Genomic DNA, 20,556 nt, shown 5'->3' on the forward strand with positions numbered 1-20,556 from the left:
CGCTATTCGATCTGGGCCACTGATGCGCGTCTCCGCTGCCTACGCACCCGGCAAGCTCGTGATCTCGTTCGAGCTGTTTCCGCCCAAGACTCCCGAGGGAGAAACCGACCTGTTTCGCCATGTCGCGGAATTGGCGCGGTACTCGCCCGACTTCATCACCTGCACCTACGGGGCGGGGGGCTCGACTCGCGACAAGACCTTGTCGATCGTCGAACGGGTGCGGCGCGAGTTTGGCGTGGCGACCGCCGCGCATCTGACCTGCGTTGGATCGACGGTGGAGCAACTGCGCGGCTATCTGCGCGATGCGCGCGAGCAGGGGGTGGAAAACATCGTGGCGCTGCGGGGCGACCCCCCGCGCGGCGAGACGGCGTTTCGCCCCATTGAGGGGGGATTTTGCTACGCCAATGAACTGGTGGCTTTGATCCGCGGCGAGTTTCCGGAGTTTGGCATCGCCGTGGCGGGCTATCCGGAGAAGCATGTCGAGGCGCCGAGCCTGGAGGTCGATCTCGACAATCTACAGCGCAAAGTCGCCGCCGGCGCCGACGTGGTGCTGACGCAGCTTTTTTACGACAACGCCGACTTCTTTCGCTTTCGCGCGCTGTGCCACGAGCGCGGCGTGACCGCGCCGATTGTGCCGGGCCTGTTGCCGGTGACCAACTTGGCGCAAGTGCGGCGGATCACCTCGCTGTGCGGCGCGCGGTTGCCGGCCAGCTTTTTGCAGGCGTTGGAAGGGGCCGGCGACGACGCCGAGGCGCAGTTCGAGATCGGCGTGGCCCAGGCCACGCGCCAGGCGCAGGAACTGATCGACGGCGGTGTGCCGGGCATCCACTTTTATGTGCTTAACAAGTCGCAGGCCGCCGCCCGGGTGCTGAGCGCGGTGCGCGGGTGATGGGGATACGCCGACCCTTATTTTGATCTTTCGGCCTTTTTTGGCAAACTTGCGTCCTGTTTTTTTCTGTGCGATATTCGCTGAGTTCCGATCACGAAACCAGCGCCGCGCGGCCGTCCGCCAAGTTCGGCCGATAGGCGACACGCAATAAACGCCCGCCCTGGATTGGGTCGGGGAGGACGCCAACGCAATGCAGATTTGGCCGGCGATCGACCTGCGCGGCGGCAAGTGCGTGCGCCTGGTGCAGGGAGACTACGACCGCGAGACGGTCTTTGGCGAAGACCCCGCGTGGATGGCGCGGCAGTTTGTCGCGCAAGGGGGCGAGCATCTGCATCTGGTCGATCTCGACGGTGCCCGCGAGGGCCGACCCAAGAATCTTGATTCGATCCGCGCGATTCGCGCGGCGGTCGACATTCCGATCGAACTCGGCGGCGGCATTCGCGATGAGGCGGCGATTCGCCAATTGGTCGAACTGGGCATCAACCGCTGCGTGATCGGCACCAAGGCGATCAAAGAGCCTAACTGGCTGAGAGACATGTGCCGCCTGTTCCCGGGCCGCATCGTGCTGGGCATCGACGCGCGGGACGGAATGGTGGCCACCGATGGCTGGCTGGAGACGAGCGGCGTGCGCGCGACCGATTTGGCGCGGCGACTCAAAGACTTGCCGCTGGCGGCGATCGTCTTCACCGACATTGCCACCGACGGCATGTTGTCGGGCCCCAACTTCGACGCGCTGGCCGAGATGCAGGCCGCAACCCGATTGCCGATTGTGGCCTCTGGCGGCGTGACCACTGCCGAGCAAGTGGCGCGGCTGGCTGAACTGAAGTTGGCCGGCGCGATCATTGGTCGCGCGCTGTACGAAGGCGCCATATCACTGCCCGACGCCTTGGCGGCCGCGCGCGGCGCGACGCCGAGCGACCCTGTATCACCGCGCCAAGGATGAGCGAACCCATGAACGCGGCTGGCAATTTTTTCAATTCAACTCAAACACCGATCGTCCCAGACATGACCTTCTGACACGCGCATCTCGACGATCGGTTTCCTCTGGTGGAAAAGGAATCGTTGCATGGCGAAGCATTCGGTCGACAAAATCCGCAACATTGCCCTTTGCGGCCACGGCTCCAGCGGCAAGACCACGCTGATCGATCATCTGCTGCACAAGGCCGGCGCCGTCAACCGCACAGGCAGCGTGGACGACAACACCAGCATTTGCGACTTCGACGAGGTGGAGAAGGCGCACAAGTACACCATCGAGGCCAAGGTCGCCCACTTCGAGCGCGACGGCCTGCACTTCAACGTGCTCGACACGCCGGGTTATCCCGACTTCATCGGGCAGACGATTGGCGCCTTGCACGCCGTCGACACCGCCGTGATCGTGATCAACGCCCACTCGGGCATTGAAGTGAACACGCGGCGGGTGTTTCAGGAGGCGGGCAAGCTGGGGCTGGGCCGGATGATCCTGATCAACAAGATGGACACCGACAACATCGACTTCCCGCGACTGGTCAGCAATATTCGCGAGACCTTCGGCAAGGCGTGCGTGCTGCTCAATGTGCCGCTGGGGAGCGGCGCCGACTTCAAGGGGGTGGCCAGCATCTTAAAGCCCAGCGGCAGCACAGCCGGCGCGCTGATCGACCCGGCCGAAGTACACGACTCGCTGATCGAGGCTATTGTTGAAGTCGATGAAGAAGCGACGCAAAAATACTTCGACGGAGAGGAGCCGACCGGCGACGAACTGGTGCGCCTGGTCGACGAATCGCTGATGGCCGGCACGTTGATCCCGATCGTCTGCGCCTCGGCCAAGACCGATGTGGGCGTGCCGGAGTTTCTCGACGCGCTGGCGCTGTGCGCGCTGCCGTCGGGCGACATTCATCGCAAGGCGATTGGCGCCGATGGCGCGGAGATCGACATCGATCCCGATCCCAACGGGCCGCTGGTGGCGCAGGTGTTCAAGACTCGCATCGACCCCTTTGTGCAAAAGCTCAGTTATCTGCGGGTGTTCTCGGGCACGCTGCACAAAGACAGCACAGTGCATGCCTCTGGGGCGCGTAAAGGGATCAAGATCAGCCAACTTTTGGAAGTGCAGGCCAACGAAACGCATCCGATCGACGCCGCCGGGCCGGGGTCGATCATCGCCATCGCCAAGGCGGAAGACCTGCACACCGGCGTAACGCTGGGCGATCTGGTCATGCCGCCGTTGGCGTTTCCCACTCCGATGGCCGGTCTGGCGGTGAGCCCCAAGAGCCGCAACGACGAGGCCAAATTGTCTGGCGCGCTGCACAAGATCGTCGAGGAAGACCCCACGCTGCATCTGGACCGCGACTCGCAGACCAAAGAACTGGTGATGACCGGCATGAGCGAGTTGCACCTGCATGTGGTGCAGGAAAAACTCAAGCGCCGCGACAAGGTCGACATCGAAACCAAGGAGCCGAAGATCCCTTATCGCGAAACGGTGCAGACCGATGCCGAAGGGAGCTACCGGCACAAGAAGCAGACGGGCGGGCGCGGCCAGTTTGGCGAGGTGCATATTCGCATCTATCCGTTCCCCGCCAATGTCAAGCCGGAGGAGTTCATCACCAAGGACAAGTTCCCTTCGATGCGGACGCACCACTTCGATCCGCAGTACAACTTTTTATGGATCGATTCGATCGTCGGCGGCAGCATTCCGAACAACTTTTTGCCCGCCGTGGAGAAGGGCTTCAAAGAGCGCTTGGAGCGGGGGGTTATCGCCGGGCATCGCATTCAGAATGTGGCGGTGGAGGTCTTTTTCGGCAAGCACCACCCGGTCGACAGCTCGGAAGCGGCCTTCAAGACGGCGGGATCGATGGCGTTTCGCAACGTGTTTCAGCAGGCGCGGCCGGCGCTGTTGGAGCCAGTCGTCAAGTTGCATGTCACCGTCCCCAGCGAGAAGGTGGGGGACGTGAACAGCGACATGTCGGGACGCCGCGGCCGCGTGCAAGGTCTGGAATCGGCGGGCGGCGACTTTCAGACCGTCACCGTCGAGGTGCCGCTGTCGGAAGTGACGACCTACGCCCGCACGCTGTCGAGCATGACGGGGGGACAAGGAAGCTTCAATATGGAGTTTAGCCACTACGACGTGGTGCCCGGCAACGTGCAAAAGGAAATCATCGAGAAGGCGCAGATCAAAGAAGAGGAAGACGAATAGGCGCCAGCGCACGTTGTCTCTTGCGCGGCGAATTTGACCCATGACCGATGCGACCACGCGCCGCGCGCTGGCGGGGATGTACGACCGTGTATGGGACCTGCACGCGCCGAGCGCGCTTCCGCTGCTCGATGAACCGCTGGCATGTTACCCGCCAGAAATGCTCTTCGACCGGGCGGCCGCGCTCGGCATCGACGCCAGTTGGAAGGTGCTCGACGCGGGCTGCGGACGAGGGGACAAAACCGTCGAACTAGCCAGCAGATTTGGCGCCTCGATTGTGGCCATTGATCTGCTGTCGGCCAATTTGGAGCGCGCCAAGGGGCTGGTCGAGGAGGCCGGCTTGGGCGGTCGAATCGCCCTGTGCCAGGGGTCGATCAACGCCCTGCCGGCGGGCAACGACACGTTCCACCTCGTCTGGTGCCGCGACATGCTGGAGCATGTGGCCCATCTGCCCGCCGCCTTGGCCGAATGCCGGCGGGTGCTCAAGCCGACCGGACAGATGTTGCTGCTTTCGGCATTTGCCACCGAGCGCATGCCGCCGCAGGAACTGGCGCCCCTCTGCGGCCCGCTGTGCCTGGTGCGCGAGAACCTCAACCAGCGCAGAGTGGAGGCGGCGCTGACCGGCGCGGGGCTCACCATTTGCGAGCGGTTGGAGGTGGGCGGCGACTTCGCCGAGATCTTTGAGCAGCGGAGCGGGAACGCCGGCCGCGAGTTGATGCGCCTGTCGCGTTTGATTCGGCGCCCGGCCATGTTCGAGGCGGCGTACGGCCGCGAGACGTGCGACCTGGCCGCCGCGCTGTACGCTTGGCTATTGCATCAGTTGCTCGGCAAGGTGTCGTTCTGGCTCTATCATCTGCGGCGCGGCGCGTGAATCTGCCGCGACGAGAGGCACAACCGGCGCAGCTTCACACCGGGCGCGGCGGATTGGTCGCGGCCGGCGCAGGCCGGTTACATGCGCCGCCGCGCGCGGGCCGAAATAGCTACTAGCGCACGGCGGCGCGGGGAATGGACGCCTGCCGCCGAAGTCGCGCCCACTCGGGGGCCGAGCAAAGCGAGGGACCGCCGCTTGAACCACCGGTTGACCGCCATCGCGTGTGCTTGCGTGCTAGCTGCCGGCGCGCAGGTCCTGGGCAATGACCTGATTCGCGAGACGACCGAGTTTGGCATCACGGTCTCGCCGCGGCAACTCTTCGACGCCATCCACGAAACACAAGAATACTGGCCGCCGGTGCGCCGCCACATCACCAGCGAGCGCTTCGACGAGGCCGACCTGGCCACGCGCAAGCAAGCGGCCGAGTTCATCCGGCAGGTCAACAATCGGCTGGCCGACCAGATGTTCGGCGGCGACGAGGCGGCCTCGCTCGATCTGCTCGACTACATCGCCGCGCGAATCCGGTTGATGAGCATCTACCGCGAACTGCGCGGGGAGATCGACGCCGACGAGTTGACGTTGGCGGTCAAGGAACGCTGGGAACAGGACATTCGCGCGCTGCACCCCCTCTCCAAGGAAGAGCGCGCCGCGCGACTGGCGGCCGACGACGCCGAGTTGCACGCGGTCTACCACAAACTGGGGCTGTGCGACGCGCACTGCCAGGCGTGCGCGGACCTGTGGCGGCGCGCGGCGCCGGTGGCCATGCGACTGCACGACACCCAGGCCGGCGCGATGATGCTGGAGTACGAGCGCACGCTAGAGCAAGGCGATCCGCAGGTATTCGCGCTATTGCGTCAGGTGGTGATCGCCTCGGATTGGGCCACGATCACCAAGAGCGACGAGCGCACGCTGCGACGCGCCGATTTTGAACGGGCGTGGGCCGATCTGGAGCGGCTGCGCGGCGAACGCACCGCGCGCGCTGGTCAATAACGCGCCTGGAGCGGATGGGCAAATCTCCCAGCGCCGCGCGATTCATCATGCCGGCGGCACGTATCCGTATGCAGTCGGCTGGCCGCTGATCATCAGGTAGGCGACCGCCATCGACAAGAAAAAGAAGGCATAGGCAAAGAGCGCCCCCACGCAGAGCGCGATGGCGCCGGCCATCACGAGCAGAATATTGACCAGAATCAGCGCAATGAGCGTGAGCCTGTTGATGCGCACCAACTCCCACGTGGCGCGCAGCGCCTCGATGGGCCCTAGATTACGATCGATGATCGTGTACGGCAGGATCGACGCAAAGGCGCCGAACACCATCATCGCCGGCGCCAACGCCACGGCGCCGACAATAAGCGCCACTGCGGGAATTGTGGCTTCATTGAACACCGCCAACGCAATGATGCCCGGCAACATGCACACCAGGACGAGGGGCACTACGATCAACATCATGAGCAGCACGGCGCCGATCATGCTCAGCAAATAGCTCCCGCCGGCCAACAGGTCGGCGGCGGAGGCGGCGGCGCCACGAGCGGTTTTCAACAGGAAGATCGCGAGGCCCAACTGCAGCCACATGTTCACGAATTGCTGGACGAACGAAATCAGCGCGCTGAACAGGGCGCCGGCCGTTTCGCCAGCCAACTGCGCAACAACCATAACAAGGATCTGCGTCGCGATGCCAATCGCCATGCCGATCACGATCATCAACAAGGCCACTCCGATCAGCGACATGACATTCGGCTTGTAGATTTGCCAGGTGCGATTGAGGATCTCACCGGTCATTACGGCCCGCGGCCGCCAGACACCGGGCGCCGTACCGTAGTGCGGCTGCACACCTCCATAGGCGGCCGGAGCGGCATAGGGGTTCGTCGGGTCGGCGAAGGGACTGCCCTGCGGCAACTGAGCGGCAAAGGGGTTGGCGCCGGGCGATCTGGGTGGCGGACCGGCAAATGGGCTGCTGGCCGCTTGCGCCGTGCTCGCGGCGGGAATTGTTTGCACGTTCTCGCACTGCGGACAGCGTGATTGCTTGCCTCCGGCATCGGCCGGCGCCCGCAACAATTTGCCGCACTTTTCGCAACGATAGTCGATCATAATACGGTGCCCTTCGATGGTCGGTCGGACTCCCACGCGCGAACTTGCCTGCGATCGCATCGCAACGACGCCAAAGCGTAGCAGATGGATCGAGGAACGGCCAAATCAGAATGGTGAGAAAACTGTGCGCCCTCAGGGGCACTAGCCGCCCGCCATTTGGCCGCGAATCGCGGTGAGCAACTCGCGCAGGTTGCGCGGGTTTTGCCCCAAGTCTCCCTTGCCGACCCGCGATTGCGACTCGGCGGTGATGCGACCACCTCCTCCCTGCCCTGTGGCGGGCGCGACGCGAACGGTGATGTCGTCCTTGAATCGCATGAGCGGTGTGGTGCGCACGAAGCGCAGTTCGATCGCCTCGCCGTCCGGATTGCGTCCGGCCGCCTGCCAGCGCGGCAAGGTGGCGGCGGCGCGCTCGACCAAGTCGGCCGCCGCCGAGACGGTGAGCGCCGTGGCGATGGGGCGCAGCGATTCGTCGGCCGCATCGGCGGAGGTGGCCGCGTGGTTGGTCGTGAGATCGCGGCGCCAATCGTCGATATACATGGCCAATAGCACAAAGATCGCCAGCAAGATGAGAACAACCGTTGTGGCGGCGGAGCTGAGCATGCTGCGACGTTTGGTTGGCGGCGGGGTAGTCATGGAACGACTCAACACATGTGGACCGCTAGAATCTGGCGCTTGGCAAGGCTACGTCTGCCCGCGCCCAGGACTTGTCGAACTGTTTTCGCGCTTGGGACGCTTCGTCGGGTTTGCCAGCGGCGGCGAGGCTATCGGCCAATCCCGAGAGCGACCAGCCATTGTGCGGGTAGCGCTTGAGGTCTTGCTGAAACGCCTCGGCGGCTTCGGCCGGTCGGCCGGCCGCAATCAGCACCGCTCCCAGGTTTTGCCGCACCGGCAAGTGCCAGGTTGCTGGCTCGTCGTAACGAAGCGCGTCTTCTAGCGCGACGGCGGCCTGCAGCTCGCCAATCGCCTCGTCGTAGCGCTGTTCGGCGGCGGCCAACTCGCCCGCCACCACCTTGGCCGCGATCTGCAGCAAGGCGCCAGTCGTGTTGGCATCCCAGATCTTGAGGTTGGCCAGATCGGGGTCGGCGGCCAGTTCGCGCAGCTTGGTCAACTCGACGCGGGCGCCGTCCAAATCGCCGCTACGCAACAAGGCCATCGCGCGGGCGTAGTGCCAAACGCCGCGGGGATACTTCAAATCGGCGGCCGGTTGTTCGGTGGCCAAAATGTCGTCCCACTTGCCGAACCGCACCTGCACATACAACGGCCAGATCCAATAGTGCTGGAGGCTGGCCATCCCCTCTTCGCGCATCAGCTTGTGGTCTTGCCGCTTTGACATGTGCATCGCCGCTTCCAACGCTTGCCGGCTACGCCCCTCCATGGTAGCCGCGGCGGACAAGAAGTGGTGATTGTGCGCCGCGTACGCCAACGGATAGAGCCCCTGGGCGTGACACTGGGCAATGTATTCGTCGTCGGCGTCGATCGCCTTTTCGTTGGCAATGGTGGCGTCTTGATAGCGCCCCACTCGGATGTAGATATGCGACGGCATATGCACCAGATGCCCGGCGGCTGGCGCCAAAGTCGCCAACCGCTGGGCGGCGGCCAATGCTCGTTCGGGCGTGGGAGAGGCCTCGACCGCATGAATGTACAGATGATTGGCGCCGGGATGATTGGGATCGCGCCGGAGCACCGACTCGATCAGCGCCACGAACTCGCTGGTCCAGGGTTGAGGCTCGCCCGCGTCGGTCCAGTAGTCCCAAGGGTGCAGATCCATGAGCGCCTCGGCCAAGAGCGTGGCCGCGTCGAGATCGTCGGGATATTGCTCAACGAGGCGGCGCATCGCGTCGGCGTAGGCCTGGTTGAGCTCGGCGCGATCCTCGACAGGTTCGGGTCCGTAGCGCTTGGAGAGCGCATCGAGATAGGCGCGTTCGCGCGGGCTGGCATGATCGGCCAGCGCCAAGCCTTTATGCAGCGCCTCGTGAGCGCGGGGCACGGCGTCGGGCATCATCGGGGCGTTGATATTGGGCCCTAGCACCAGCGCCACGCCCCACCACGCCATTGCGCACTGTGGATCGCGCTGGGTCACCTCGCGGAAGGAGCGCTCCGCTTCGGCATGATTGAAGGCGTACGAGAGCATCAACCCCTGGTCGAAATATCGCTGCGCGACCGGGTCTTGGGTGGTGACGGGATGCGAGTGTTTGCCTAGGCCGTCCAAGAGCGGCGCCGAACGGGTTTCTTCATCGGCGGCCAGAGTGGGCAGACAGCACAGGCCGCAGGCTAATGCAATAAGGCAACGCATGATCGGACCCTCGTTTTGCTCATTCCCCCCGCTGGCGCGCCTTAGCGTACGGCGCTCGCGCGAGGGGTGCAACGAGGTGGCGCAATTTAGGGGCGAGCAATGCCGCCCAGCGCCGGCAGCCAGGTGAACATGTAATAGGCGCGCGGCGAAGTCAGATCGAGCAGTTGCGAGAGGCCCAGGCCGGTCAGCGACGACCGAGCCTGAGCGTCGGGGCCCATGAGCAGTTGCTCGAACAGCCCCAGTTGCGGTTTGAGCTCCACAACTTTGGTCTTTTTCTTATCGAGCTTGGCCAACTCCAGCGCGCGCTCGATGGCCTCCTCGATGTAGCCAATTTCGTCGACCAAGCCATGCTCTTTCGCCTGTTTGGCCGTGTAGACCTGGCCCGTGGCGACCGCATCGAGTTGGTCTGGATGCTCAGCAAAGCGGGGCCTGCCCGATTTGACCACCTCCTTGAATTGGTCAAAGCCGTCATCGACTAGACCTTGCAACAGGGCGCGTTCTTCTTCGGTCATTGGCTTGGTGACGCTGCCAATCGCCTTGAGCCGATGGCTCTTGATCGAGTCCTCGCTCACCTTGTATTCGGAGAGGAGTCCGGAGAAATCGTAGTGCGGAATGATCACGCCAATCGAGCCGGTCCAGGTTGAGGGCTCGGCAAAGATGGTTCCGGGCGTGTCGCCCACCGCCATCGAGATGTAGTATCCGCCGCTGGCCGCGATGCCTCCCATGCTGACGACGATCGGAATCTCGCGCTCTTTGGCCAGCTCGCTGAGGTGATGATAAATGTAGTCGCTAGCGCTGACCGTGCCGCCGGGCGAATCGACTCGCAGCACCACCGCTTTGATGTGCTTGTCGTCCTTGGCGGCGTCGATGGCCCGTTTGGTCGAGTCGCCATCCATGATCGGACCCGCGACTTCGATGATCGCCACTTTGTCACGCCCAAAGCGCGCGAGCGAATGATACTTTTGTGTGACCTGCGAGTCGGATGAGGTGAAGCTCTCCGACGAACTGAGCGCGAAGTTAAGCAGTAGCGACAACACGAGTCCGGCGCCGAGAATCAGCGCCAGGCAGCCATAACTGCGCCGCGGCGGGCGCGGCGGCGGAGGGGCCGGGCGCTCGGGGACCATCGTTGGTACGACGATTTCTGATGGTGGCACGGGCTGTGGTTGCGGGTCCATGGCGCTCTCTGGCGGTTACTGGCCTGGAAGTCGGCGACGCGGACAGGGCCGCGACCATTGCGGAATTGTAGGGCCACGGCGGGCTTGGGAAAACGCATGCGCAGCGCGCATCCCCACGGTTACGCCGCCTCGGGCTTGCCCTTCTTCGGCTTGGAATCGCTGCTCTTGGCGCCGCTGGGCTTGGACTCGGACGATTTGGCGTCGCCAGACGATTTGCTCTCGGACGCGCTCTTGTCCGCCGCCGCTTGTTTCTTATACGAGTCGCTGCGGTAGTCGGTTTTGTAGAAGCCCGAGCCTTTAAAAACGATCGCGGCGCCGGGGCCGATCAAGCGACGGAGTTTCTTCTTCTTGCATTCGGGGCACTTGGTTTCGGCATCGGCGGTGATCGATTGAAACAGCTCGAACTGATGGCCGCAGGCGTCGCACTTGTAATCGTATGTGGGCATCTGGCGATTCCCCCAGAAAGTCTGGCGAGGCTAGTGGATTATGGCGATTTCGAGACGATAACCTGAGTGGGCCGCACCACGCGATCGTGCAGTTTGTACCCTTCTTGCGCCACGCCGACCACGGTGTTCTCGTCATGTTCGGTCGTGGGCTGCTGCAAAATGGCCTGGTGCAAATGCGGATCGAACGGCTGGTGCAGCGCTTCGATGCGTCGGCAACCAAAGCGGGCAAGCGCGTCTTCTAGCTGCTTACCGATCATTTGCACGCCGGTCAGCAGGCCTTGCACATCGTGGGTCTTTTCGGCGGACTCCACGGCGCGACTAATGTTGTCGAGCACCGGCAGCAGATCTTTGAGCAGCGGCATGTTGGCGTAACGGCGCTCGTCGTCCATCTCGCGCTGGGCGCGTTTACGGTAGTTCTCCAGGTCGGCCTGCGCGCGCAATGCGCGGTTGGTCGCTTCGGTCAGGTCGTCGCGCAATTGATTCAAATCGTCGGCGCTGGACAGTTCGTTTTCGGCCTCGTTGTTCGGCCGGGATGGATCCTGGGGTTGAGCATCAGCCACGGTTAGTTCTCCTGGCGGTCGGCTTCGTCGCTCACGAAGTATTCGCGCAACCGCTCCATGAAAGTTTTACGGTGGGCACTCACGTTCGTTTGTTCTTCGTCGGCCAACTCGCGGAGCAGCTCTTCCTGACGCTCGGTGAGCTTCTTCGGAACCTCGAGATGCACCTGCACCAGCAAGTCGCCGACGCCGCGGTGACGGCTGGGGTCGGGCATGCCGCGCCCGCGCAGCTTGAACACTTCGGCCGGCTGCGTGCCGGGTGGGATTGTCAGTTCTTCGCGGCCGTCGAGCGTGGGCACCTCAATCTCGGCGCCAAGCGCGGCCTGGGCGTACGTGATCGGCACGCGCAGAATCAAGTGCTGCCCTTCGCGCTGAAACAGCGAGTGCTCGCGCACCTGGATGACGCAATAGCAGTCGCCGCGCGGTCCGCCCTGCGGGCTGGGCTCGCCTTCGCCCTCCAAGCGCAGCCGGGTATCGCTGTCGACCCCCGCCGGGATGCGCACCTCGCGTTTGACGCGGCCGGCGCGAAAACCGGCGCCACGACACTCTCGACACGGGTTTTTGATCATCACCCCGGCGCCCTGACAAGAAGGGCATGTGGTTTGAATGCGAAACACGCCGCTCGACTGCAACACCTGGCCGCGTCCGCCGCAATAAGCGCACGGCTCCGGCTTGGAGCCGCGCTGACAGCCAGAACCGCTGCACTCCTCGCATGCTTCGTGGCGGTCGAACTCGATGATTTTGGTGACGCCACGCGCCGCTTCCAAAAGATCGAGCGTGACCCGGCAATGCACGTCGGCGCCGCGTCGGGCGCGGCCGCGACGTCCGCTCCGGCCAAACACGTCTCCAAAAGCGCTGTCGCCAAAGATGTCGCCAAAGGCCTCGAAGATGTCGTTGATGTCGCCAAAGTGTCCCGCGCCATGCTGGGCGTCGACGCCAGCATGGCCATAGCGGTCGTAGCGGGCGCGCTTTTCGCGATCGTTGAGAATCTCGAAAGCCTCGGCGCACTCCTTGAAGCGCGCAACCGCCTCTTCGTCCCCCGGATTGCGATCGGGATGGTACTTGAGCGCGAGTTTCCGATAGCTATCGGAAATCTCTTTCGCCGAGGAGGTGCGGACTACGCCCAGCACCTCGTAGTAACAACGCTTTGTGGCCATGGGCTCCATAATGGCGACTGGCGAGATCGATCCTGCTCAAGGAATTATAAGCCACGGCTCCATTTGGCCAGCCGGGGGGATTCGGGACGCAAATTGACGCGTGGGACTGGCAAAACGGGCCACTTCGACTAGCGAAGCGGCCCGTTTGCTGTTTGCCATCGGTCTACCGGCGAGCTAGCGAATCGAGCCTTCGATCCGCGGCTTGTCCTTTTCCTCCTTGCTGAGGTTGGTGACCAGCGCCTCGGTGGTGAGCATCAGGCCGGAGATGCTCGCCGCGTTCTGCAGAGCGCTGCGAACCACCTTCAAGGGGTCGATGATGCCCGCCTTGACCATGTCGACGTACTCGCCCGAGTAGGCGTCGTAGCCTTGGTTGCCCGACTTCTGGCTCACTTCGTCGGCGACGACGGAGCCGTCGATGCCGCAGTTGTTGACGATCTGCTTCATCGGCCCATCGAGCGAATGCAAGATGATGCTGACGCCGATTTTCTCGTCGCCCTTGGCAGAGCTACGAGCTTTTTCGACCGCGTCCTTGCAGCGCAGGAGGGCAACGCCGCCGCCCGGCAGAATGCCTTCTTCCACCGCGGCGCGAGTAGCGTGCAGCGCGTCTTCGACGCGAGCCTTCTTTTGCTTCATGTCGGCCTCGCTGCTGGCGCCGACCGAGATGATGGCCACGCCGCCGGTCAGCTTGGCCAACCGCTCTTGGTACTTCTCGCGATCGTATTCGCTCTCGGTGGCCTCCACCTGATTGCGAATCTGCTGGATGCGGGCCTGAATCTCCGACTGCTTGCCGGCGCCTTGAATGATGGTCGTGTTGTTCTTGTCGACCTTCACCTGCTTGGCGCGACCCAGTTGATTGAGCTGAAGGCTTTCGAGCTGAATGCCGAGGTCTTCGCTAATCAGGGTGCCGCCGGTGAGCGTGGCGATGTCGCCCAGCATCGCCTTGCGGCGATCGCCAAAGCCCGGCGCCTTGACCGCGGCCACGTTGAGCACGCCACGCAGCTTGTTGACCACGAGCGCGGCGAGCGCGTCGCCTTCCACATCTTCGGCGATGATCAGCAGCGGCTTGCCCGACTGGCTGACCTGCTCCAAGATCGGCACCAGGTCGCGCAAGTTGCTGATCTTCTTTTCGTGGATCAGCAATAGGCAGTCGTCGAGCACGCACTCAAGTTCCGCTGGCCGATTGATGAAGTAGGGAGAAATATAGCCCTTGTCGAACTGCATGCCCTCGACCAACTCCAACGTGGTGTCGATGGTCTTGCCTTCCTCGACCGTGATGACGCCGTCTTTGCCGACCTTTTCGACGGCGTTGGCCAGCAGTTCGCCAATCTCGCGATCATTGTTGGCGCTGACGGCGCCAACCTGGGCGATTTCTTCCTTGCTGTTCACCGGCTTGGCCAGAGAGGTGAGATGCTCGACCGCGGCCTCAACCGCCTTGTCAATGCCTCGGCGCACCGCCATGGGGTTGCTGCCCGCCGCGATGAGCCGCGCGCCTTCCTTGAAGATGGCGCGAGCCAAAACGGTGGCGGTGGTGGTGCCGTCGCCGGCCACATCGGAGGTCTTGGAGGCGACTTCGTTGACGAGCTTGGCGCCCATGTTTTCAAACGGATCGTCGAGCTCCACTTCCTTGGCGACCGTGACACCGTCTTTGGTGACGGTCGGTCCGCCAAACGACTTGTCGATGATCACATTGTGGCCGGTCGGCCCCATGGTGACGGCGACGGCGTTGGCCAGCTTTTCGACGCCGCGCAGCATCTTGGCCCTGGCCTGGTCTTCGAAGAGCAGTTGCTTTGCCACGTTTGCGGCTCCTTACAGGTTCGCTATTTGGTTATGCGTGGGTCGCAGCCGATTCGACTAGCTGACGACCTTGGCCAGAATGTCGGACTCGCGGAGGATCTTGACGTCGCGGCCACTGACTTCGATGTCGGTGCCCGAGTACTTGCCAAAGATCACCTCGTCTCCCACCGCAACAGACAACGCTCCGCGGTCACCGCTATCGAGCACCTTGCCGGGACCTGTCGCCAGGACCATGCCACGCTGGGGACGCTCTTTGGCCGAGTCGGGCAGCACGATGCCGCCGGCGGTCATCTCTTCAGCTTCGAGCGGTTCGACAACGACGCGGTCGTCCAGGGGGCGGATATTGATGTTGTTTTTGGCCATCGATGATTTGTCCTTCTGTCTGTTTATCTGCAAGTGAATTCAATAGTCGCATGTATCAAACGGCTGCTTGAAACCAGGGGCGATTACATCATCCCCATGCCGCCCATATCCATGCCGCCCATGCCGCCCATGCCACCCATGCCACCCATGCCACCCATGCCGTGATCGTGGTGGCCGCCGCCGGCGTCCTCTTCATCTTTGGGGATGTCGACGACCAGCGACTCGGTGGTGAGCAGCAGCGAAGCGACGCTGGCCGCATTTTGCAGTGCGATGCGAACCACCTTGGCGGGGTCGATTACGCCCGCGGCGACCAAATCGCAGTAGCGATCCTTGTCGGCGTCGTAACCTTCGGTCTTGCCCTTAAGCTGACGCACGCGGTTGACGACCACTGCGCCATCGAGGCCGGCGTTGTCGGCGATGCAGCGCAGCGGATAGTCGAGCACCTGACGGATGATCTCGGCGCCAAGCTTCTCGTCCCCTTCCAAATCGATCTTTTCCAGGGCCTTCTCGCAGCGAAGCAGCGCCACGCCACCGCCGGGCACAATGCCTTCTTCCAGCGCGGCCTGCGTGGCCGACTTGGCGTCTTCGATCAGAGCCTTGCGCTCCTTCATTTCGGTCTCGGTCGCGGCGCCGACGCGAATCTCGGCCACGCCGCCAGCCAGCTTGGCCAACCGCTCTTGCAGCTTTTCGCGGTCATAGTCGCTGTCGGTGTGTTCGATCTCGGCGCGAATCTGATTAGCGCGGCCGTCGATGTCGGACTTCTTGCCAGCGCCACCGATGATCGTGGTGTTCTCCGAATCGATGAGCACCTTCTTGGCCTGGCCCAGGTCGCTGAGCTTCACCGAGTCGAGTTGAATGCCAAGGTCTTTGAAGATGGCGGTGCCGGCGGTCAGCACGGCCAGATCGCCCATCATGGCCTTGCGACGATCGCCGTAGCCGGGGGCCTTCACCGCACACACGCTGAGGATGCCGCGCAGCTTGTTGACCACCAGGGTGGCCAGCGCCTCGCCTTCGACATCTTCCGCGATAATCAGCAGCGGCCGCTTGGTCTTGCTGATCGCTTCGAGCAGCGGCACGATGTTCTTGACGCTCGAAATCTTCTCTTCGAACAGCAGGATGTAGCAGTTCTCCAACTCCACCGACTGACTGTCTTGATCGGTGACAAAGTGGGGCGAGAGATAGCCGCGATCGAATTGCATGCCCTCGACCACATCGACGCTGGTCTCGGTCTGGCGGCCTTCCTCGACGGTGATGACGCCATCTTTGCCGACGCGGAAGAAGGCATCGGCCAGCACGTCGCCGATCGAAGGATCGTTGTTGCCGGCGATGGTGGCGACCTGCGTGATTTCCTTCTTATTCTTGTCGCTGATCTTGGTCGACAGTTTGGCGATTTGCTCAATGACCAAATCGACCGCTTTGCTGATGCCGCGAGACAGCGCCATGGGGTCGGCGCCGGCGGCGATCATTTTGAGGCCCTCTTTGAAGATCGCCTCGCTCAACACCGTGGCGGTGGTGGTGCCATCACCGGCAATGTCGTTGGTCTTGCTGGCGGCCTCTTTGACGAGTTGCGCGCCGAGGTTCTCGAACGGATCTTCGAGCTCAATATCCTCCGCGACGGTCACACCGTCCTTGGTCACCTTGGGCGAGCCCCATCCCTTGTCCAGCACCGCGTTGCGGCCACGCGGGCCGAGCGTGCTGCGCACAGCGCGGGCCAGCTTGGCCACCCCGGCCGCCAGCGGCTGGCGAGCCTCGTCGTCAAAGACAATTTGCTTGGGCACAGTGATTTCTCCTCGAAATGCCTATGCGGTCGTAATGGCAATGTTTGTGTGTGATGTAGGCGGCGATTGCTCGCGCCGCATGTCTAGAACGCGAGCGCCACAAATGGCAGCCAACGCGCCGGGTGTGTACAGATAGCAAGCTCGATGCCGTTGACGCATCACAAGCCACAAGCATTTGTCGCTAAATGACTTGCTGCCTGACACCGAGGCAACACGGCAATTGCGGCACAATCCGCCAAATTGGCAGGCACACCATTACGGCGTGATATCCACGTCCGCCGACACGCCAACCAGAAACTGCGCCAACAGCTCCGCGGCATGGTCGATGTCGTCCAGGGAAATCGTCTCCACCGGGCTGTGCATGTAGCGATTTGGAATGCTTACCAGACCGGTGGCGACGCCCGCGCGATTGATTTGAATGGGGTTCGCGTCGGTGCCGGTGGGGCGGCTCGCGGCGGCCAATTGAAACGGAATGGAGGCGGCGCCCGCCACATCGATCAAGCGATCGACAATGCGCGGATTCATGTTGGGCCCGCGATAAATCACCGGTCCCTTGCCCAGCGCCACGTCTCCCTCTTGCTTTTTGTCGATGGTGGGGCAATCGGTGGCGTGGGTCACGTCGATGGCGATGCCGATCTGCGGATCAATACCATAGGCGCTAGTTTGCGCGCCGCGGAGACCAATTTCTTCCTGCACGGTCGAAACCGCATAGGCGGCGCAGTTCAACTTGTGCTTGCCCGCGCGGCGCAGCGCCTCTATTGCCACCCAGAGCCCCACTTTGTTGTCCATTCCGGGCGCGTAGGAAAGGTTGTTGCGCAGTTCGCGATAGCCGAGATCGAGAGTCACGGGGTCCCCTACTCGGATCAACTCACTCGCCTCGGCGCGATCTTTGGCTCCGATGTCGATCCAAAGGTCCTTGAGCTTGACGACCTGCTTGCGCTCCTCTTCGGTGAGCAGGTGAATCGCCTTTCGCGAGATGACGCCCGGCACAGGTCCTTTGGCGGTCCACACGGTCATCCTCTGCCCCACTAGCATCTGCGGATCCCAGCCACCAATTGGCTGCACCCATAGATACCCCTGTTCGTCAATGTGCTGCACTAAAAGCCCGATCTGATCGCAGTGGCCAGCCAGCATCACCCGTAGGCCGGCGGCGGGGTTTTTCACGGCAATCACGTTGCCGTGCAGATCGGTGCGCACTTCGTCGGCAAAGTCGCCAACGTACTGGCGAACCAAGTCTTGCACCGGCCGCTCATAACCCGAGGGGCTGGGCGTTTCCAGGATGCGCTTCAAGAAATCCTTGGCCGCAATGTCCATATTTGCTCTCGCTCGAAGTTCCTGTTGTGGAGCGCATCAGGCTAACGCCCCAGAGCGCCCGGCCGCAAGGTCGGGACTGGTGAAGCGCGGCCCGCTTCGATTAAGCTAATTCGTCTTTCAGTCGCTACTTAGGATCGGCGGGCATGTACCCGCCATGAGAATCGCGGAATGGAAAAAACCAAGGTTGCCATTGTGGGCATGGGCACCGTCGGCACGGGCGTCGCGCGCTTGCTGCTGGACTATGGCGACCGCACCGCGCGCCACGCGGGACGCACTCTCTGGCTGGAGAAGGTGGTCGTTAGCGATGTCAACAAGCCGCGCGACATCGATTTGCCACAGGGTTTGCTGACCGCTGACCTGGAACAGGTGACCAAAAACCGCGAGATCAGCGTGGTCGCCCACTTGGTCGGCGGCCTGGAACCTGCCCGCAGCATCATGCTCAAGCTGCTTGAGAGCGGCAAAGACGTCGTCACCGCCAACAAAGCGCTATTGGCGGAGTATGGGCCAGAGCTGTTCGATCGAGCCCGAGAATTGGGGCGCACCATTTCATTCGAAGCGGCTGTGGCCGGCGGCATCCCGATCATCGCCAATATCAGTCAATGTCTGACCGCCAATCAGATCACGCAACTCGACGCCATTCTCAACGGCACCAGCAACTTCATCCTCACCCACATGGAAGAGCGCGGCTGGAGCTATGCGCAAGCGCTCGCCGAGGCACAGCGACTGGGCTACGCCGAGGCCGATCCCACGATGGATGTCGACGGCACCGACACCGCGCAAAAGCTGGCCATCCTGGCGCACCTGGCCTTTGGCGCTCGCGTGCGCTGGAGCGAAATTCCGCGTATCGGCATCGACAAACTCAACTTGGCCGACATGAGCTATGCCAAGGAACTAGGCTACCGAATCAAGTTGTTGGCCATAGCGCAGCTTGTGCCGGAAGGGTTGGAACTGCACGTTTCGCCCACCTTGGTGCGGATGGGAACGCCACTGGCGGAAGTGCGCGGCGCGTACAACGCCATCCGCGTGGTGGGCGACGCCGTGGGGCCGGTATTCTTTCATGGGCTTGGCGCCGGGCAGATGCCTACCGCGTCGGCCGTGGCGGCCGACCTGATCGATACGGTCGTCGGCCGGGCGGCGCTGACCTTTCGCATCTTGCAACTTTGGAGCGACCGCTTCGCCAAGGCGCCGGCGCGCGATCACGCCAAAGTGCCGGGGCGTTTTTATCTGCGCTTTGATGTTGAGGATCGGCCGGGTGTGATGGCTGATATCACAGGAGTTCTGGGGCGGCACGGCGTTTCGATCGCGTCGGTGATTCAACATGAACAAAGCGACCAAATGGCGGGTATCGTGCCGCTGGTCATTATGACGCACCAGACGACGGAAGGCGCGTCGCGCGAGGCCAGCGCCGAGATCGATCGCCTATCATGCGTGCGCGCCGGCAGTGTGCGTCTGCGAGTGAAGGACTAACCATGAAGTACGCGATCATCATTCCCGACGGCTGCGCCGACGAACCGCAGGAATCGCTTGGCGGCAAGACGCCGCTGGAGGCCGCGCGGATACCCGCTATGGATGCAATAGCCGCCGCGGGCGTGGTGGGCCGCGCCAACCATGTGCCACCGCACCTACCGGCTGGCTCCGACGTGGCCAACTTAAGTTTGTTGGGTTACGACCCGAATCGTTACTTCACCGGCCGCGCGCCGTTGGAGGCCGCGGCCCAAGGCATTGCGCTGGGGCCCGACGATTGGGCCGTGCGCTGCAATCTGGTCACCGTGCAAGACCAGAAGATGAAGTCTTTTACCGCCGGACAAATCTCCACGGCTGAGGCCACCGAGTTGTTGGCCGCGGCGCAGCAGCGGCTCGGCAATGAGCGATTGGAATTTCGTCCCGGAGTAAGCTACCGCAATTTGCTTATCTATCGCGGCAATGGCGCGCCGGCGCCCTTCTCGCCCGACACCCGCACCACGCCGCCGCACGACTTGACCGACAAATCGGTGCTCGACGACTATCCGCGCGGTCCGGGCAGCGATCTGTTGAATCGCTTGATGAGCGATAGCGTGCCGGTCTTCGCGGGGCATCCGGTGAACGCCGCGAGGCTGTCGCGGAGCGAATCTCCCGCTACCAACATTTGGCTATGGGGACTTGGCAAGGCGCCGGCGCTGGAACCATTCAGCCAGGTATACGGCAAGCGCGGCGCCATGCTCACCGCGGTCGACCTGCTGCGCGGCCTGGCCGTGCTGATGGGTTGGGAGAATATCGAGGTCCCAGGCGCCACCAGCTATCTCGACACCGACTACACCGAAACCGGTCGTTACGCCATCAACGCGCTCGACCAGACCGACATTGTCTGCGTGCATGTCGAGGCCACCGACGAGGCGTCGCACGAAGGCAACTGCGCAGCCAAGATCAGCGCGCTGGAGCAGATCGACGAGCAGATCGTAGCGCCGCTGCACGCTGCACTCCAGAAGCGGGGCGACTATCGTATCCTCGTTTCGCCTGACCACCCCACGCCACTGCGCACCAAGACGCATAGCCACGGCTTTGTGCCACTGGCGGTTTGCGGATCGGGAATCAAACCAGACTCCGCGCGAACCTACAACGAGAAATCAGCGGGCGAATCGCCGCTTTCTTTCGCTGACGGCTGGAAATCGATGGGCTGGTTTTTGGGCTGACA

At 62.9% G+C, this 20,556-nt stretch carries 18 protein-coding genes; 7 read left to right on the top strand and 11 right to left on the bottom strand.

The genetic code is table 11. From position 1 onward, the window contains the following. Positions 1 to 22: 22 nt before the first annotated feature. The 5 genes from metF to K1X71_09830 all read left to right on the top strand — a co-directional run bounded on the left by metF (position 23) and on the right by K1X71_09830 (position 5,913). Positions 23 to 889: a methylenetetrahydrofolate reductase [NAD(P)H] gene (gene metF / locus K1X71_09810; GenBank protein ID MBX7073429.1), complete on the top strand. Its 867-nt coding sequence runs from the start codon at positions 23 to 25 to the stop codon at positions 887 to 889. A gap of 190 nt (positions 890 to 1,079) precedes the next feature. Continuing rightward, positions 1,080 to 1,832 carry a 1-(5-phosphoribosyl)-5-[(5-phosphoribosylamino)methylideneamino]imidazole-4-carboxamide isomerase gene (hisA, locus tag K1X71_09815; protein MBX7073430.1) on the top strand — a complete coding sequence of 251 codons (753 nt, stop codon included), beginning with the start codon at positions 1,080 to 1,082 and terminating at the stop codon, positions 1,830 to 1,832. A gap of 123 nt (positions 1,833 to 1,955) precedes the next feature. Further along, the gene (locus K1X71_09820; GenBank protein ID MBX7073431.1) at positions 1,956 to 4,055 is read left to right on the top strand and encodes an elongation factor G; all 2,100 of its coding nucleotides are present in this window, start codon (positions 1,956 to 1,958) and stop codon (positions 4,053 to 4,055) included. Positions 4,056 to 4,095: 40 nt separating this feature from the next. Next, positions 4,096 to 4,923 (top strand): class I SAM-dependent methyltransferase, encoded by an 828-nt coding sequence (locus K1X71_09825; protein MBX7073432.1) that lies wholly within the window; start codon positions 4,096 to 4,098, stop codon positions 4,921 to 4,923. A 195-nt stretch (positions 4,924 to 5,118) separates the two neighbouring features. Then, positions 5,119 to 5,913 carry a hypothetical protein gene (locus tag K1X71_09830; protein MBX7073433.1) on the top strand — a complete coding sequence of 265 codons (795 nt, stop codon included), beginning with the start codon at positions 5,119 to 5,121 and terminating at the stop codon, positions 5,911 to 5,913. Positions 5,914 to 5,958: 45 nt separating this feature from the next. Here the strand turns inward: K1X71_09830 and K1X71_09835 are convergent, their stop codons facing one another. From K1X71_09835 to K1X71_09885, 11 genes are all read right to left on the bottom strand, one after another. Next, positions 5,959 to 7,068: a hypothetical protein gene (locus K1X71_09835; protein ID MBX7073434.1), complete on the bottom strand. Its 1,110-nt coding sequence runs from the start codon at positions 7,066 to 7,068 to the stop codon at positions 5,959 to 5,961. A gap of 81 nt (positions 7,069 to 7,149) precedes the next feature. Next, positions 7,150 to 7,641, bottom strand: a complete 492-nt coding sequence (locus K1X71_09840) for a DUF1499 domain-containing protein (protein MBX7073435.1) — start codon at positions 7,639 to 7,641, stop codon at positions 7,150 to 7,152. A 25-nt stretch (positions 7,642 to 7,666) separates the two neighbouring features. Next, on the bottom strand, positions 7,667 to 9,301 hold the full coding sequence (locus K1X71_09845) for a tetratricopeptide repeat protein (protein MBX7073436.1): 1,635 nt from the start codon (positions 9,299 to 9,301) through the stop codon (positions 7,667 to 7,669). An 86-nt stretch (positions 9,302 to 9,387) separates the two neighbouring features. Continuing rightward, positions 9,388 to 10,476 carry a signal peptide peptidase SppA gene (gene sppA / locus K1X71_09850; GenBank protein MBX7073437.1) on the bottom strand — a complete coding sequence of 363 codons (1,089 nt, stop codon included), beginning with the start codon at positions 10,474 to 10,476 and terminating at the stop codon, positions 9,388 to 9,390. 119 nt (positions 10,477 to 10,595) lie between these two features. Then, complete coding sequence (locus K1X71_09855; GenBank protein MBX7073438.1) at positions 10,596 to 10,922, bottom strand: zinc ribbon domain-containing protein; 327 nt, start codon at positions 10,920 to 10,922, stop codon at positions 10,596 to 10,598. A 38-nt stretch (positions 10,923 to 10,960) separates the two neighbouring features. Then, entirely contained in the window at positions 10,961 to 11,482 is a 522-nt protein-coding gene (grpE, locus tag K1X71_09860; GenBank protein MBX7073439.1) for a nucleotide exchange factor GrpE, read from the bottom strand. Between the two features lie 2 nt (positions 11,483 to 11,484). Next, the gene (dnaJ, locus tag K1X71_09865; protein MBX7073440.1) at positions 11,485 to 12,636 is read right to left on the bottom strand and encodes a molecular chaperone DnaJ; all 1,152 of its coding nucleotides are present in this window, start codon (positions 12,634 to 12,636) and stop codon (positions 11,485 to 11,487) included. Between the two features lie 174 nt (positions 12,637 to 12,810). Then, complete coding sequence (gene groL / locus K1X71_09870) at positions 12,811 to 14,430, bottom strand: chaperonin GroEL (GenBank protein ID MBX7073441.1); 1,620 nt, start codon at positions 14,428 to 14,430, stop codon at positions 12,811 to 12,813. A 57-nt stretch (positions 14,431 to 14,487) separates the two neighbouring features. Then, positions 14,488 to 14,793 (bottom strand): co-chaperone GroES, encoded by a 306-nt coding sequence (locus K1X71_09875; protein ID MBX7073442.1) that lies wholly within the window; start codon positions 14,791 to 14,793, stop codon positions 14,488 to 14,490. Positions 14,794 to 14,876: 83 nt separating this feature from the next. Then, positions 14,877 to 16,571: a chaperonin GroEL gene (groL, locus tag K1X71_09880; GenBank protein ID MBX7073443.1), complete on the bottom strand. Its 1,695-nt coding sequence runs from the start codon at positions 16,569 to 16,571 to the stop codon at positions 14,877 to 14,879. Between the two features lie 255 nt (positions 16,572 to 16,826). Beyond that, entirely contained in the window at positions 16,827 to 17,885 is a 1,059-nt protein-coding gene (locus tag K1X71_09885) for a M42 family metallopeptidase (protein ID MBX7073444.1), read from the bottom strand. A 168-nt stretch (positions 17,886 to 18,053) separates the two neighbouring features. On the opposite strand from K1X71_09885, the gene K1X71_09890 reads away from it, so the two are divergent. Together K1X71_09890 and K1X71_09895 are read left to right on the top strand one after the other, a co-directional pair. Beyond that, positions 18,054 to 19,352: a homoserine dehydrogenase gene (locus K1X71_09890; GenBank protein MBX7073445.1), complete on the top strand. Its 1,299-nt coding sequence runs from the start codon at positions 18,054 to 18,056 to the stop codon at positions 19,350 to 19,352. 2 nt (positions 19,353 to 19,354) lie between these two features. Further along, positions 19,355 to 20,554 carry a cofactor-independent phosphoglycerate mutase gene (locus K1X71_09895; protein ID MBX7073446.1) on the top strand — a complete coding sequence of 400 codons (1,200 nt, stop codon included), beginning with the start codon at positions 19,355 to 19,357 and terminating at the stop codon, positions 20,552 to 20,554. Positions 20,555 to 20,556: the final 2 nt, after the last annotated feature.

This window comes from Pirellulales bacterium (genome assembly GCA_019694455.1).
Lineage (GTDB): Bacteria > Planctomycetota > Planctomycetia > Pirellulales > JAEUIK01 > JAIBBY01.